This is a genomic window from Candidatus Methylomirabilota bacterium, from assembly GCA_035709005.1.
Taxonomy (GTDB): Bacteria; Methylomirabilota; Methylomirabilia; order Rokubacteriales; family CSP1-6; genus 40CM-4-69-5.
Genome location: DASTFB010000078.1, coordinates 1 through 14,429, shown reverse-complemented (window position 1 = coordinate 14,429; position 14,429 = coordinate 1). Strand labels below are relative to the sequence as shown.

The following is a 14,429-nucleotide window of genomic DNA, read 5'->3' as shown; positions in this document are numbered from 1 at the left end:
GCGCCGTTGCCGGGCGCCGCGCGCCTGCCGCATCGCTGGCACCGCTGACCCCGGCAGGCAGCGCGGGGGAGGGCCCCCGCGCCGCCGCGCTTCCTGAGGGACGACGTCCCGGTTTAGCATGGGTGCAAGTGGCCCCATGCGTACGTTTGAAGCGGCCCCACCCGACGCCCGCGCGCTGCTTCCCCAGCGGATCAACCAGCTGGGGCTCAAGCTCGAAGGCTCGCCGGTGGAGCGCTACGTCAAGATGCTTCACGCCGAGCTCGAGCGCAAAGGGCTTCGCCGCTTTCGCCCGCACGCCTACCTCACCGACGAGTGGGGCTGTCCTGACGGCGAGCCGATCATCGGCATCCCGTTCTATCTGGCCGATCCCAAGCTGGCCCGGCTGGAGAAGGAGATCGACGATCTGGAGGACGAGCGCGAGATCCTGATGTACCTCCGGCACGAGGCGGGCCACGCCTTCAACTACGCCTATCGGCTCTACGAGACTCCACAGTGGCGTGAGCTGTTCGGCCCGTTCACGCGGCCCTATCGCGAGCGGTACCGCCCGGTGCCCTTTCACCGCAACTTCGTGCGCCATCTGGAGGGCTGGTACGCCCAGAAACATCCCGACGAGGACTTCGCCGAGACGTTTGCCGTTTGGCTGACGCCGCGGTCGCGCTGGCGCGAGCGCTACCGGGGCTGGCCGGCCATGCGCAAGCTCCGATACGTGGACCGGGTCGCGCGGGCCCTCGCCGATACCGAGCCGCCCGTTCGCCTGGCCTCCACGGACATCACCGTGGAGGAGATGGACATGACGGTGGAGGATTTCTTCCGCGCGACCCAGGCGGAACGGCCGCTGGTGGACGTCGCGCTCGAGAATGACCTTCCCGACTTCTTCGTGCGCAAAGGGGGCCGCCGTCGGGGCCTGCGCCCGGCGGCCGAGTTCGTGCGCGAGCGCCATGCCGATCTCGTCAACAAGATCGAGTACTGGACCGGGGTCCGACGCTCCGTGATCCGGGCTCTGGTCGACAGTATCGCCGAGACGGCCGAGCGCCTGCAGCTGTCCGTCGACACGCGCCACGAGGCGACGACGTTGGTGGAGCTCACCACGTATGCGACCACCCTCACCATGAACTATCTGACGCGTGGCGGATTCACCCCGCGCGCCCGGCCGCGGTCCCTGCGCTCCCGGGGGGTCCGGCCCGGAGTCCCGGCGGGTGGCTAGGCTGCGGATCGGCATTGCCCGCGGCGCCGCGGAGCCCCCCACGCCGGAACGGCGCCGGGCACCGCAGAAGACCGACGTCATGGAAATTGCCGAGGTGCTGCGGCGGGCCCGCCACGAGGTCTTCTTCGTCGCGGTGGACGGCAGTCGTCGGTGTCTCACTCGCCTGGCCACGGTCCGGGCCGATCTGCTGTTCAATCTCGTGGAGAGCTACGGCGAGGACGACACCAAGGAGCCCCACGTGGCGTCGTACTACGAGCTGCTAGGCCTGCGCTACACGGGGTCGGGCCCGCGCGGGCTCCACCTGGGGATGGACAAGGCCCTGACCAAGAAGGTCCTCAACTTCCACGGCATCACCACTCCCAAGTTCGCCACGGTCTTCCGGGGCCGGGTGGGCTGGGCCCATGACCTCGACTTCCCGGTGATCGTCAAGCCGGTCCGAGAGGACGGATCCATCGGCATCGGCTTCAGCGCGCTGGTCGACAACATCAAAAACCTCATGGAGCGCATCGACGATCTACACGCCGAGTTCAATCAGCCCGTGCTGGTGGAGGAATACATCGAAGGGCGCGAGCTCTACGTGGGTGTCCTCGGCAACTCCCAGCCCCAAGCCTTCCCGCCAGTCGAGCTGGACCTGTCGCACCTGCCCAAGGGCACGCCGCGCATCGCCGGTACCGAGGTGAAGTGGCAGCAAGGGACGCGAGCGTACCGCGGCAGCAGGTACCGGGTCGCCGACGATCTACCGGACGGCGTGGTCGAGAGCCTGCAGCAGGCGGCCCTCACCGCGTTTCACGCGCTGCACCTGCGTGACTATGCCCGCTTCGACTTCCGTCTGGCGGCCGGCTACAAGGCCTATCTCATCGAAGCGAACCCCAATGCGCACCTGTATTCCCGGGGGGAGTTCATGAAGGGTGCGCGAGCCTCGGGGCGAACCTACCCGCAAACCATTCTGGAAATCGTGGACCTGGCGCTGACCCGGTACGGCCTGCGTACGGCCTCGAGGCCGGAAGCCTCTTGAGGACATTCACGCCGCCGCCGCGCCCCGGTGTGGCCCAGGAGGTGATGAGGGCAAGCACGACGGCGGCGTGAAGTGCTCCTATCCCAGAGCAAGTCAGGTGCCAGACGCCGGGCCCTCATGAGATCAGTGATAACGGATAGTTATCGTGCAGACCCTCAGGGTTGGGAGGTTCCGCGGCGACACGATGTCGCCATGGCGACATCGTGTCGGCTCTCAGCTCTCCTTGAACTTACGTTGCAGCGTACGAACGCTGACGCCGAGAATTTTCGCCGCGGCAGCCTTATCCCCCGCTGTCTCGGTCAGCACCCGCATCATGTACTGGTGCTCCAACTCGGCGAGCGTGGGGCGCAGGGATGCCTCCAGCCCGCCTGGCATCGTGAACTCGGTGCCCAGGTCGGCCAGGGTCACCAGTGGCCCGCGGGCCAGGATGGCCGCCCGCTCCACCACGTTCTCGAGCTCCCGGACGTTGCCGGGCCATCGATGCGCGAGCAGCCACGCCATCGCCTCGTCGCTGAACCCGTCCAGGCGCTTGCCGAGCGGGACCGCCGCCCGCTCCAGGAAATGCCGGGCCAGCAGAGGAATGTCCTCGCGGCGCTCACGGAGGGCGGGAAGCCGGATCGGAATGACGGCCAGACGGTAGTAGAGGTCCTCTCGGAACGTCCCGTCCCGGACGAGGGCCGGCAAGTCCCGGTTGGTAGCGCTGATGATCCTGACGTCCAGCCGGATCTCTTCGCTGCCTCCGACCGGCCGGATCGCCTTGTCCTGGAGCGCGCGCAGCAGCTTGGCCTGCAGGGCCAGCGACATGTCGGCGATCTCGTCGAGGAGCAGGGTGCCGCCGTCGGCCTCGACGAAGAGCCCTCGCCGTTTGCGGGCGGCTCCGGTGAAGGCTCCCTTCTCGTGTCCGAACAGCTCGGATTCCAACAGCGTCTCGGGGATGGCTGCACAGTTCACCGGCACGAAGGGACCGTCGCGGCGACCGCTGTTCCAGTGAATGGCCCGCCCCACCAGCTCCTTGCCGGTTCCACTGTCTCCCAGCAAGAGGACCGCCGCGTCGCTCGGGGCCACGGCCCGGATTTGCTCGAACACGGCCTGCATCGCCGGGGAGCGGCCGAGCAGGTTGTCGAAGCCGTAGCGCTGAGCAACCTCGGCGCGGAGCCGGCGGTTCTCCTCCCGAAGCTGACGCTCGTCCAGGGCTCGGCGCACCGCCAGGCTGACTTCGGCCAGCTTGAACGGCTTGGTCAGGTAGTCGTACGCGCCCTGGCGCATCGCCTCGATCGCATTCTCGAGGCTGCCGAAGGCGGTCATGAGGATGACGCGGGACGCCGGCTGTCCCGCCTGAGCTCGCCGGAGCACGGCCAGGCCATCGACCTCGTCCATTCTGAGGTCGGTGAGGACCACCTCGAACTCCTCCTGCTCCAGCGCGGCGAGCGCGGCCTGCCCGCTCGTGACGGCGGTGACCGACAGCCGCTCGCTCTCCAGATGACGCCGGAGCATCGTCACCATTTCCTTGTCGTTGTCGACGACCAGGACCTTGGGGGTCATCTCCGGGTCTCGTCGGCCGCCGGCAGCCAGACGGTGACCGTCGTTCCCTCGTTCACGGCGCTCCGCACCTGGATCTCTCCGCCGTGCTCTCGGACGATGTCCCGGCAGATCGTCAGCCCCAGGCCGGTGCCCTGGCCGGGCGCCTTGGTGGTGAAGAACGGCTCGAAGACCCGGGGCAGGATGTCGGGGGGAATCCCGGATCCGGTGTCGGTGACGTCGAGCTCGACACCCGTACGCCCCACGGCCATCCGAGGCCGCGCGAGGATCCGGACATGGCCCGGCGAAGCCGTCGCCGCCAGCGCGTTCATGACGACGTTGATGAGTACCTGCTGCACCTGGTTCGGGTCGGCCAGCACCAGCGGCAAATCCTCGGCGACCGTGGCCGCCAGCACGACCCCATGGCGCCTGGCGGTGTGGTGCAGCAGCGGCATGAGCCGCTCCACGACCGTGGCCAGGCCGATGGCCTGGATCTCCGGCTTGGCCGGTCTCACCATGTCCAGGAGGGCGCGGATGATCCCGGAGATGCGGTCGATCTGGCCGATCATGACCTCGAGGTCTTCGCGGCGACCGTCGTCCGCTGGCAACGTCTTGAGCACGAATTCGGCCCGGCCCGAAATGATATTCAGGGGCGTGCCCACCTCGTGGGCCAGGCCGCTGGCCAGCCGGCCGGCCACGGACAGGATCTCGGCGTGTCGAAGCTGGCGCTCCAGGTCCAGGGCGCGCTCGCTCTCGGCCAGGTGCTTGCGGCGGGCCTCGGCCAGCTGTGCGGCCATCGTGTTGAAAGCCTCGGCTACCCGACCGAGCTCGTCACGCCGCTCGACGGGCAGCGGCTGACCGGGTTCGCCCTGGCCGAGCCGGCGAATTCGCTCCACGAGTCTGGCGAGCGGCCGCAGCACCTGCCGCTGCAGCATGGCGCCGGTGATCACCGCGACCAGCACGAGGACCGCACCCAGGCGCAGCCAGACGTCCCATACCGCGGCGCGGATCCGCTGCTCGACTCCCGAGGCCAGGTGGACCAACTCTAGCGTGCCGGTGATCTCCCCTCCGCGCCCGCGAAGCGGTATGAAGTAATAGAGCACGGGCTGCTCGTCGCCCCTCTCGTAGTAGGTGTGGGGCTGTCCGCCTTCGATGGTCAGCCGCAACGAGGCCATCGGGATCTCCTCGCCGATCGACAGCGGATTGGAGACGAGGAGAGGCTGCAGGTCCTGATCGAAGATCCGGATGCGGTCGATCTGCTCCTGCCCCTCGACGATCTCGAAGAGGAGGCGGCGGATGTCCGAGATCTGGCGGTCGCGCAGCGCGGCCTCGACCGCGACCTGGATGGCCTTGGCGGTGAGGGCCACATTGCGCTCGTTCTCGCGTAAGAGCTCGCTGCGCTCCGAGCGGACCCTCATGAGTCCGTAGACCCCCACCACCAGCACCAGGGGCAGGACCAGCACGAGGATCAGCCGGAGCCTCAGGCCCATACGTGAGTAGCGGCCCATGCCTGCCGCTTCGACGTGATGGTCGCTCGGGCCGGCCCCGCGGTCAACCGGAGGCGGCCTGAGCAAAGATTTTCCGGTTGCAAGGGCGGGCGCCGCTTCAGAGACTTAGACCATGTCGTCGCCCGTCCCGGAGATGAGCCGTGGTCACGGGTACGAGCGGCTGTCCAGCCGCGAGGCCGACCTGCTCCGTGAGCTGGCCGAAACCATCAACGCCTCGCTCGACACGGACGCGGTCCTGCAGCGAGTGGCCGAAACGGCCCGAGACCTCTGCCGCAGCGACGTGGCCCGGATCGCGCTGCGTGAGCCCGGCGCCGACGGCTTCACCTTCCGGTATCGAGTGGGCCCCGAGCTCCAGGGCTTCCAGGAGCGCGAGGGCACCATCATCCGAAGGCTGGTGGAGGAGGTCCTGGCCACCGGCCGGGCCGTCCGCAAGGCCGATGCCGTAACGGTCCCCGTTCGCATCCGCGACCGGGTCGAGGCGCTCATTCAGGTGGCGAACCGGGCCCCGCGACCGTTCGGCGAACGGGACGAAGAGGTGTTGCGGAGGCTGGCCGAGCACGCCGCGGTTGCGATCCGCAACAGCCGGCTCGTCGCGGCCGAGCGCAAGGCTGCCGAACAGGTCGGCCTGCTGGGAGAAGTCTCCACCTTGTTGGCAGGCAGCCTCGACTATGAGGCGACCTTGCAGCGCCTGGCGCGGCTCACCGTACCGGCCCTGGCGGACATGTGCGTGATCGACATGCTCGCCGACGATGGCACGATCCGACGCGTTGCCGCGGCGCACGCCAGGCCCGATCTGTGGCCGCTCGTCGCCACCGTCCAGGAACGGTTCCCACCCGACCCGAAGGGACCGCATCCGGTGACCACGGTGTTACGGACCGGTCGCCCTCAGGTGGCTCCGGAGATCACCGAGTCGATGCTCGCCGCCATTGCCCCGGACCCTCAGCACCGGCAGATCGCCCGCGCCCTGACGTACACCTCGTTCATCATCGTGCCCCTGATGGCGCGGGGGCGAACCCTCGGGGCGCTGTCGCTCGTGTCGGGGCAGGCGGGCCGGCGCTACGGGCCGGAAGACCTCGCGCTGGCCGAAGACCTGGCCCGGCGAGCCTCCCTGGCCGTCGACAATGCCCGGCTCTACACCGAGAGCGAGCAGCGGCGCCGGATCGCCGAGGCCTTGACGGCGACGGGCCGCCTGCTGTCGCAGACGCTGAATGTGGAAGAGGTGGCCCAGCGCGTCGTCGGCAGTCTGCGGGAGCTCATCGGCGCGCTGTGCGTCATCGTCTACCGGCTGGACCCCGACACCGGTGCCTGCGTGCCGCTGGCGGTGTCGGGCGATCGCGGCCTGCCGGAGCGTCTGCCGCTTCCGGCCGGGATGGGGACGGTCGGGCTCGCCCTGCGGGAGCGTCGGACCGCGGTCACCGAGGACCTCATCAACGATCCCCGCATGGTCCTCGGCGAGCCGCTCCGGGAGGCGCTCCGGACGGCGCCGCGGGCTGGCCTCGCGGTGCCGCTCATGGTGCAGGACGAGACGATCGGTGCGCTCTTCCTCGGCGACCGGGCCGGGCGGCGGTTCACGGCCGACGAGGTGCGCTTGGCCGAGGCCTTTGCCGACCAGGCCGCGATCGCCTTCAACAACGCGCGGCTGTACGCCGTCCAGGAGGTCCGGGCGGAGCGCTTGCGCATTCTCGCGCACGTCAACCGACTGGTCTCGTCGTCGCTGGAAATCGACGAGGTGCTGGACGGCATCAGCCGCATGGCCGCCGAGATCATGGGGATCGCCGTCGTCACCCTCTGGATCGTCGACGCCGACAATGGCATCGCCACGCTGCGGGCGTGTTCGAGCGAACGCCACCGCCGCGACTACCCGATCGAGGCGCTGCCCCTGACCGGCAACCTCATCGCCGTGGTCGCGGCCGACCGTCGGCCGATCCACGTCCCCGATGTCTTCGAGAACGAGCTCGTTCCGCACCCCGCGTGGCACCGGGCTCATGGGCTCCGCAGCGTCTTCGGGTTTCCCATCGTATGGCGGCAGATCGTGCTCGGCGTCCTCGCCCTGCACTCGGCGCAGCCCCTGCGACTGAGCCCGGATGACGAGAGCCTCGCGCAGATGTTCGCCGCGCAGGCGGCCGTGGCGTTGCGCAACGCCCAGCTCTACCAGGAGGCTCAGCACCGGCAGCGGGAGGCCGAGGCGGTGGCCTTGCAAGCCGAGCGGGCCCGGTCGGAGGCGGAAGCCGCCACAGCCGAGCTCCGGCGCCTGCAAGGCATCACGGACGTCGCCCTGGCGGCGCTCGGTGTGGAAGATCTGCTCCGCGAGCTCCTCACCAGGGTTCGAGACGTCCTCGGCGTCGACACGGCGGCCGTCTTCCTCGTCGACCAGGAGCGGCAGGTGCTGGTGCCGCGCGCGGTCAGCGGTCTGGAGGCCGGAGACGACCTGGCGCCCATCCCGATCGGCCGGGGCTTCTCCGGGCAGGTCGTGCTCGCCCGAGGGCCGATGGTGGCCGAGGACATCGCCAAGAAGGTAGAGCTACACGCGTCCGTGCTGAGCGAGCGGGGGATCCGCTCGCTCCTCGGGGCCCCCCTCCTCGTCGGCGGCTGGGCCACCGGCATCATCCGGGTCGGCTCGACCCAGCCCCGGCGCTTCAGCGAGGACGACGCCCGCCTCTTGCAGCTCGTGGCCGATCGCGTGGCCCTGGCCATCGAGAACGCGCAACTTCATGAAGCCGACCGCCAGGCCCGCAGCGAGGCCGAGGCCGCCAGCCGGGCCAAAGACCATTTCCTGGCCATGCTCGCCCACGAGCTCCGCAATCCGCTGGCTCCGATCCGCAGTGGCTTCTACGTGATCGGCGAGCGGCTGGGCGATGACCCGGTCGTTCAGCGCGCCCGCGAGATCGTCGAACGCCAGCTCCTGCACCTCACCCGGCTGCTCGACGACCTCCTCGACGTGGCCCGGATCACCCAGGGCAAGATCGAGCTGGTCAAGGTCCCCCTGGAGATCGGCTCCGCCGTGGCCGAGGCGATGGAGTCCACCCGCAGCCTGATCGAGAGCCGGGGTCACACGATCCGCGTCGACCTGCCCAACACGCCGATCCGCGTGGAGGCCGATCCGACCCGGATCGTGCAGATCATCGGTAACCTGCTGAACAACGCGGCCAAGTACACCCCGCCGGGAGGAAGCATCGTCCTCACCGCAGGTCAAGAGGCCGGCTGGGTCGTGCTCTCCGTCAGCGACACCGGGGTCGGCATCCCTGACGAGATGTTGCCCCGAATCTTCGACCTCTTCGCCCAGGTCGATCCCTCACTGGCGCGCTCCGAAGGGGGGCTCGGCATCGGCTTGACGCTGGTTCGCCGGCTGGTGGAGCTCCACGGTGGCGACGTCTCGGCCCGGAGCGAGGGCAAAGGGCGGGGCAGCGAGTTCATCGCCCGGCTACCGGCGGCCTCGTTGCATCCGGCCAGCTCGAACGCCCCGCCGGCGGCGGCGCCAGGTCCGGCGTGCTCGGTGCTCGTGGTCGAGGACAACGTGGATAGCGCCCAGATGCTCCAGGCCTGCCTGGAGCTGGCCGGCCATCGAGTCCTGGTCGCGGACAACGGCGTCGACGCCGTGACCGTCGCCTTGCGCGAACGCCCCGACGTCATGCTGGTGGATATCGGCCTGCCCGTGCTCGACGGCAACGAGGTGGCGCGCAGGGTTCGGGCAGCGCTGGGGCCGGCGGTCCTCCTCATCGCCCTGACTGGCTATGGCCGGCCCCAGGATCGCCAGCAGGCGCTGGAGGCCGGGTTCGACGACCACGTGGTGAAGCCGGTCGATCCCGAGCAGCTGACGAGCTTGATCGCCCGGGCGGCGAGGTGACCGGCGGCATCTGGACAGTCGGGCACTCCACGCGCCCGATCGGCGAGTTGCTCGCGCTGCTGTCGGGCCATGCGATCGTTCAGCTCGCCGACGTACGGACCATCCCCCGCTCCCGGCACAATCCTCAATTCAACCAGGAGCGCCTCGCGCGGAGTCTCCAGGATGCGGGTGTCGCCTACCTGCACCTGCCCGGGCTGGGAGGTCTGCGCCGCCCTCGTCCGGATTCGATCAATGTCGGCTGGCGCAACGCCGGATTCCGCGGGTACGCCGACCACATGCAGACGCCTGCCTTCGCCGAGAGCCTGGCGGCGCTGCTCGAGCTGGCCCGTCGGCAGCGCACGGCCATCATGTGCGCAGAAGCGGTGCCCTGGCGCTGTCACCGCAGTCTAATCGCCGACGCCCTGACCGCCCGCGGGCTTGCCGTGCGGCACATCCTGAGCGCGACCACCGCCGCGCTTCACACGTTGACACCGTGGGCGTCGGTGGAGGGTACGTCGGTGACGTATCGGGACCGGCACAAGGGCTCGAGTTGGCCAGCGTCCGGCGCGCGGTGATGCTCGAGGTGGCCGGGCTGGGGGCGCTGACAGCCCTCTACCTGGCCCTCGTGCCGGTACGGCCGCCCGCCGTCGACCTGGGCCTGGCCCTGCTCGCGGTCGTCGTCATCCTCATGACGGCCGGCTACACGCGACGCCGAATCTGGGGCTCACCCGACTGGCCGGCCGCCGAACGTGTCCGCCACTCGGCGATGCATTTGCTGACCGGCACCTCGATCATCGTCGCGCTGTTCGCCGCGCTCGGTGCCGTCCGCGTCTGGTGGACGGCGGACACGGCGAGCGCTGTGGCGGCGCACCTGCTCAAACCGACCCTGCCCGTGGCGCTGGCGTTGTTCATCCCCTGGGCGCTGCTCCAGCAGACGCTGTTCCAGTTCTACTTGCTCGGTCGGATGCGCGCCCTCTGGCCCGCCGCGCCTCCCTTCGTGCTCGCCGCGGCGAACGGCGTCGTCTACGGCGCCGTCCATCTGCCGGCCTGGGACGTCGTGGCCGTCACGATGATCGGGGGAACCGTGTGGAGCTGGTATTACGTGCGCGACCGGCAGCTGCTGCCGATCGCGCTCTCTCACGCGGTGCTGGGGACGACCTACTTCTACTGGGTGCGGGACCAGGACCTCATCGGCCACTGGCTGGCCGGCAGTTGACGGCCCAGCCCGCGGCTCAGCGGGTGCGCGGCGCGGAGCCCGGCTGGTAGACGGCCGGAATGATCAGCAGGGCCGACCGTGCGTCGCTCGACGTGCGGCGATCTTTCCGGGGCTTCAGGCGAGTCGGCTCCTGATACGCGGGGACGCTGTCAGGCTGAGCGCGCCGCACCTTGCGCAGCACCCGCGAGACATACTGGCGCGTCTCCCGGTAGGGCGGGATTCCCCGGTACCGGCGCACGGCATTTTCGCCTGCGTTGTAGGCGGCGATGACGAGCGGCAGATTGTTGTCGAAGAGGTCCATCAGGCGGCGGAGATGGCGAACGCCGGCTTCGATATTCTCCCGGGGATCGAAGGGGTCGTCGACCCTCAGGCTCGATGCCGTCGCCGGCATGAGCTGCATGAGCCCCCGGGCGCCCTTCCGCGACACCGCCCGAGGGTTGTACTCGGATTCCACGGCGATGATCGAGGCGACCAGCACCTCGGAGACGCCGTAGCGCGGCGCTATTTCGCGGATGTGTTCACCGATCATCGCGGTCGTGACCGCGCGGCCGCTCTGGTTGGCCTTGGCGGCCTGCGCCACCTCGTCGGGGATCGGCCGCGACATCACGTATCCCGGCACGACCACCAGCAGCAACATCAACAGGCCGCCCACCTGCTGGACGAGCGACCGGCCGAACGCCGGCCCGGGCTTCGGCTGCACGCGCCGGCGCGGGGTGTTGGGCAGACCTTGACCAGGCATACCGGGTATACAGGGCAAGGGCTGCGCCAAACCGAGGGGCGCAATGACGGGCACATAGCGAGCGCGCCCTCTCCGGGCGGTGCCATTCTCGTACGCTGGCGTGCCGGGCTGGCATGAAGTTGCCTCCGAGGCATTCCCCGGGTGGGTGGCTGTTCCAGGTTAGGTGAGCCCGCCGCGAAAGCGTCATCGAGCGACAAAGCACGTTTGTTGCCGCAGTCATACGGCGCTCTCGCCGGTGAGAACGCCCACGTCAATCGATGCTCGGTCCGGCATGGAATGCCTTTGGCATCTCATGTGCTGCCCGTCGGTCGCCGCCCACGGCGGGTCCTGGCGGCGCAGCGGGGTCGAGAGCCCGCAACACGGAGGCCGCAATGCTCGGATCGATCCGCGGAGACGTCAGGTTCAAGGAGCCGATCAGTTTCTACACCTCACTTCGGCTCGGCGGTCCTGCCGACATCCTGATCATGCCGCAGGACGTCGACGACATCCGTCACGCGCTCCAGTTCGTGGATCGCGAGCGCCTGCCGCTCACGATGCTCGGCGGGGGTAGCGGCGTCCTCGTCCGCGACCGCGGCATTCGCGGCGTCGTCATCAAGCTCGATGGCTGTCTGCGCCGCGTGGAGTTCCAGGGGGAGGAAGCGGTGGCCGGCGCGGCGGTCGGCGTCTCGTCGCTCATCCGAGAGGCGGCCGCGCAGGACCTCGGGGGTCTCGAGTGCCTGGCCGGGATTCCGGGCACGGTAGGCGGTGCGCTGGCCATGAACGCGCACAGCGAGAGCGGGGGCATCGGCGACGTGGTGACCGCCGTCTACATCGTCCAGCCCGACGGTACGCTGGATGAAATCAAGCTCCAGGACGTAGGTCCCCGGCCGGCGACGTTCCAGGTGGAGCCCAACGCCATTGTCGTCGGCTGTCGACTCCGGCTCCGGCGGCGGCCCCGGCGCGACGTCCAGGCCGACGTGGGCCGGCGCCTGAAGCTCAAGAAGCGGTGCGAGCCGCTCGTCCTCGCTTCGGCCGTGATCTGGCAGGATCCGCCGGGCATGACCGCCGCCGCGCTCATCGACAAGGCCGGCGTCAGGGGCAAGCGCGTGAACGGCGCCGAGATCGCCGTCAAGCACCCGAACTTCATCATCAACCGGGGCGGCGCCAGCTCCGCCGACGTCCTCGCCCTGATGGACCTCGTTCGCGAGCGGGTCCGCACGACCTCCGGCGTCACGCTGCAGCACATGATCCGGGTCGTCGGCGAGTGAGACGCTAGATGGCCAGGGCGAGCTGCTCGGCCGGCGAGGGCGGCTCGAGCTTCACGGATCGCCGATCGGCGATCTGCAGCGCTTCGCGTAACTCCGCCACCTGTCGCTTGATGGGCTCCGCGACGTTCTTCTCCAGATAGGCGGCGGCGCGGTACAGCCGCTCGTACCGCGGCAAGAGGTCGGGCCAGTCGCGCGCGAGGTGCTCGAGGAAGTGCTCCCGCGTGCCCGGCTTGAGATAGAGCAGGTTGCACCAGAGGTGCGTGGCGCCGGCATCGCGGGCGGCGCGCACGACGGCCGCCAGTTGGTCCGGACGGTCGGAGATCCCGGGCAGGATTGGCGCCACCCCCACTCCGGCACGAATCCCGGCGTCCACCAGGCGGCGCAGAGCCCGGAGCCGCTGGCGCGGAGGCGCCGTCCCGATCTCGGTCTTGCGCCAGATCTCATCGTCCAGCGTCGCAATCGAGAAGTGCACGTCGACGTCGGCGCGGGCGGAGGCGGCCTGCAGCACGTCGACGTCGCGCACGATCATCGGCCCGCGAGTGACCAGGCCGAACGGGTTGTGGGCGGCGGCCAGCACTTCCAGGCAGTGCCGGGTCAGCCGATACTTGCCTTCGGCGGGTTGGTAGGGGTCGGTGGCGGCGCCGATCGCGACCACCTCGCGCGTCCACGAAGGCCGCGCCAGCTCCCTCTTCAGCACCTCGGCCACGTTGATCTTGACTCGGATCGACTGGCCATAGCGCTCGTCCCAGGGACGGTCGGCGCGCTGCTCGAACGCCCTCACATAACAGAACGTGCACCGATGCTCACAGCCCATGTACGGGTTCAGGGACCAGCGGAAATCCATCCCGACCACGCGGTTCAGCGCGGTCCGACAGGGCTCTTCGCGGTACCGGGCCGGCATGCGCGCATTATACCGTGCTCGTCACCTGGCGAGTCTCGGGTGCCGAGATCATCCCGATCATCGCTGGTCGATGGGCCGGGCATCTCATCGCCCCGTCAGGAGGGTAGTCAAAACTTGACCAGTCGCGCGCGGGCGCTCTACGGTCGAAGAGAGGCTCGCGCCGCAAAGAGGAGAGGACTCCATTGACGATGACGCGATTGACGAAGTCTGTGAGCGCGGCCGTGGGTGTGCTCTGTGCGCTTCTCATCGCGGCCAGCCCGGCCTCGGCGGAGTGGTTCAGCGATCTCTGGGCCGGCGCCACCCGCACCGAGCGAGAGGATCTCGACCTGGAGATCTTCGGCGTGACGATGACGGACGAAGTGAACTTCTCGACGACCTACGCCTTCGGGGTGCGCGTGGGCTACTGGTTCGACAGCGCCCGCTGGCTCGGCGTGGCGGCCGAGGTGTCCTACTTGAGGCCCGACCCCGACGTCACGGTGTTCCCGGTCTCCGCGCTGCTGATGCTGCGGCTGCCGCTCCTGATGTCGGAGGAATTTCCCAAGGGCCAGATCCAGCCCTACATCGCGGGCGGCCCGGGCCTTTTCTCGGTCAAGTTCGCCGGCGATCTCGGCTCCGACCTGGGCGGACGCACCAGCGACCGGACATACGAGGTGGGCCTGGACGCGCGGGCCGGCGTGACCTTCCTCTTCACGAAAGAGTTCGGGATCTTCGCCGAGTATCGGATGACCCGGGTCAGTCCCGAATGGGACGTCACGATTCTCGGCGAGGACGCCACCATCAACACCGAGCTCGTCTCCCACTACCTCATCGGCGGCATCTCGTTTCGGTTCGATCTCTGACCGACGTCGACGGCCTCAGGAGCGACGGCCCAGGCGGCCGGCCCTGAAGTCCTCGACCGCCTGAACGATCTCCTCCTTGCTGTTCATCACGAACGGGCCGTAGCGGACCACGGGTTCGCGCAAGGGGAGCCCGGCGACGAGAAGGAGCTCCAGCGGCGCGTGGGCGCCGGCCGGCGCGGCGAGCGAGATCAGCTCCCCGTCGGTGGCGAGAATGGCGGCCTGGCCGTCGATCACCGGCCGCTCCTCCCGCCCTGCACATCGCCCGGACCCAGACGCCGGGCGTGGCCCGCCGAATCGCGATGCTCGAGCTCGCCGTGGAGCATGTAGGTCACCGTCTCGAAGCCGCGGTGCGGGTGGTCGGGCGCGCCCTTGGCCTCGCCGGGCCCGAGGTCGGCCGGACCCATCTCGTCGAGGAGCAG

Annotated in this window: 11 protein-coding genes and 1 pseudogene; 7 read left to right on the top strand and 5 right to left on the bottom strand. The window is 69.3% G+C overall.

Translation table 11 applies throughout. The features are described 5' to 3' along the window. Positions 1-136 precede the first annotated feature (136 nt). On the top strand, positions 137-1,204 hold the full coding sequence (locus VFR64_13475) for a putative zinc-binding metallopeptidase (GenBank protein HET9490750.1): 1,068 nt from the start codon (positions 137-139) through the stop codon (positions 1,202-1,204). Then, a complete protein-coding gene (locus tag VFR64_13470) occupies positions 1,197-2,219 on the top strand; it encodes an ATP-grasp domain-containing protein (protein ID HET9490749.1) in 1,023 nt (340 codons plus the stop codon). The genes VFR64_13475 and VFR64_13470 overlap by 8 nt, the downstream gene beginning before the upstream one ends. A 213-nt stretch (positions 2,220-2,432) precedes the next feature. Here the strand turns inward: VFR64_13470 and VFR64_13465 are convergent, their stop codons facing one another. Both VFR64_13465 and VFR64_13460 read right to left on the bottom strand, forming a co-directional pair. Beyond that, positions 2,433-3,761 (bottom strand): sigma-54 dependent transcriptional regulator, encoded by a 1,329-nt coding sequence (locus tag VFR64_13465; GenBank protein ID HET9490748.1) that lies wholly within the window; start codon positions 3,759-3,761, stop codon positions 2,433-2,435. After that, positions 3,758-5,245 (bottom strand): ATP-binding protein, encoded by a 1,488-nt coding sequence (locus VFR64_13460; GenBank protein HET9490747.1) that lies wholly within the window; start codon positions 5,243-5,245, stop codon positions 3,758-3,760. Before VFR64_13460 ends, VFR64_13465 begins: the two co-directional genes overlap by 4 nt. A gap of 112 nt (positions 5,246-5,357) precedes the next feature. Between VFR64_13460 and VFR64_13455 the strand changes: the two genes are divergently transcribed. From VFR64_13455 to VFR64_13445, 3 genes are read left to right on the top strand one after another with little or no spacing between them, the layout of a single operon-like run. Further along, entirely contained in the window at positions 5,358-9,089 is a 3,732-nt protein-coding gene (locus VFR64_13455; GenBank protein HET9490746.1) for a GAF domain-containing protein, read from the top strand. Next, positions 9,086-9,643 carry a DUF488 domain-containing protein gene (locus tag VFR64_13450; protein HET9490745.1) on the top strand — a complete coding sequence of 186 codons (558 nt, stop codon included), beginning with the start codon at positions 9,086-9,088 and terminating at the stop codon, positions 9,641-9,643. The genes VFR64_13455 and VFR64_13450 overlap by 4 nt, the downstream gene beginning before the upstream one ends. Next, the gene (locus VFR64_13445; GenBank protein HET9490744.1) at positions 9,619-10,284 is read left to right on the top strand and encodes a CPBP family glutamic-type intramembrane protease; all 666 of its coding nucleotides are present in this window, start codon (positions 9,619-9,621) and stop codon (positions 10,282-10,284) included. The genes VFR64_13450 and VFR64_13445 overlap by 25 nt, the downstream gene beginning before the upstream one ends. A gap of 16 nt (positions 10,285-10,300) precedes the next feature. On the opposite strand, the gene VFR64_13440 is transcribed toward VFR64_13445, so the two are convergent. Continuing rightward, positions 10,301-11,023 carry a lytic transglycosylase domain-containing protein gene (locus VFR64_13440; protein HET9490743.1) on the bottom strand — a complete coding sequence of 241 codons (723 nt, stop codon included), beginning with the start codon at positions 11,021-11,023 and terminating at the stop codon, positions 10,301-10,303. A 371-nt stretch (positions 11,024-11,394) separates the two neighbouring features. Here VFR64_13440 and murB point away from each other — a divergent pair, with 371 nt between their 5' ends. Beyond that, positions 11,395-12,270, top strand: coding sequence for a UDP-N-acetylmuramate dehydrogenase (gene murB / locus VFR64_13435; protein HET9490742.1), 876 nt, complete (start codon positions 11,395-11,397; stop codon positions 12,268-12,270). 4 nt (positions 12,271-12,274) lie between these two features. Here murB and VFR64_13430 read toward each other — a convergent pair whose 3' ends face one another. Then, a complete protein-coding gene (locus tag VFR64_13430) occupies positions 12,275-13,171 on the bottom strand; it encodes a radical SAM protein (GenBank protein HET9490741.1) in 897 nt (298 codons plus the stop codon). A 188-nt stretch (positions 13,172-13,359) separates the two neighbouring features. Here VFR64_13430 and VFR64_13425 point away from each other — a divergent pair, with 188 nt between their 5' ends. Further along, positions 13,360-14,010 (top strand): outer membrane beta-barrel protein, encoded by a 651-nt coding sequence (locus VFR64_13425; GenBank protein ID HET9490740.1) that lies wholly within the window; start codon positions 13,360-13,362, stop codon positions 14,008-14,010. 15 nt (positions 14,011-14,025) lie between these two features. Here the strand turns inward: VFR64_13425 and VFR64_13420 are convergent. After that, positions 14,026-14,429, bottom strand: a pseudogene (locus tag VFR64_13420) (pirin family protein).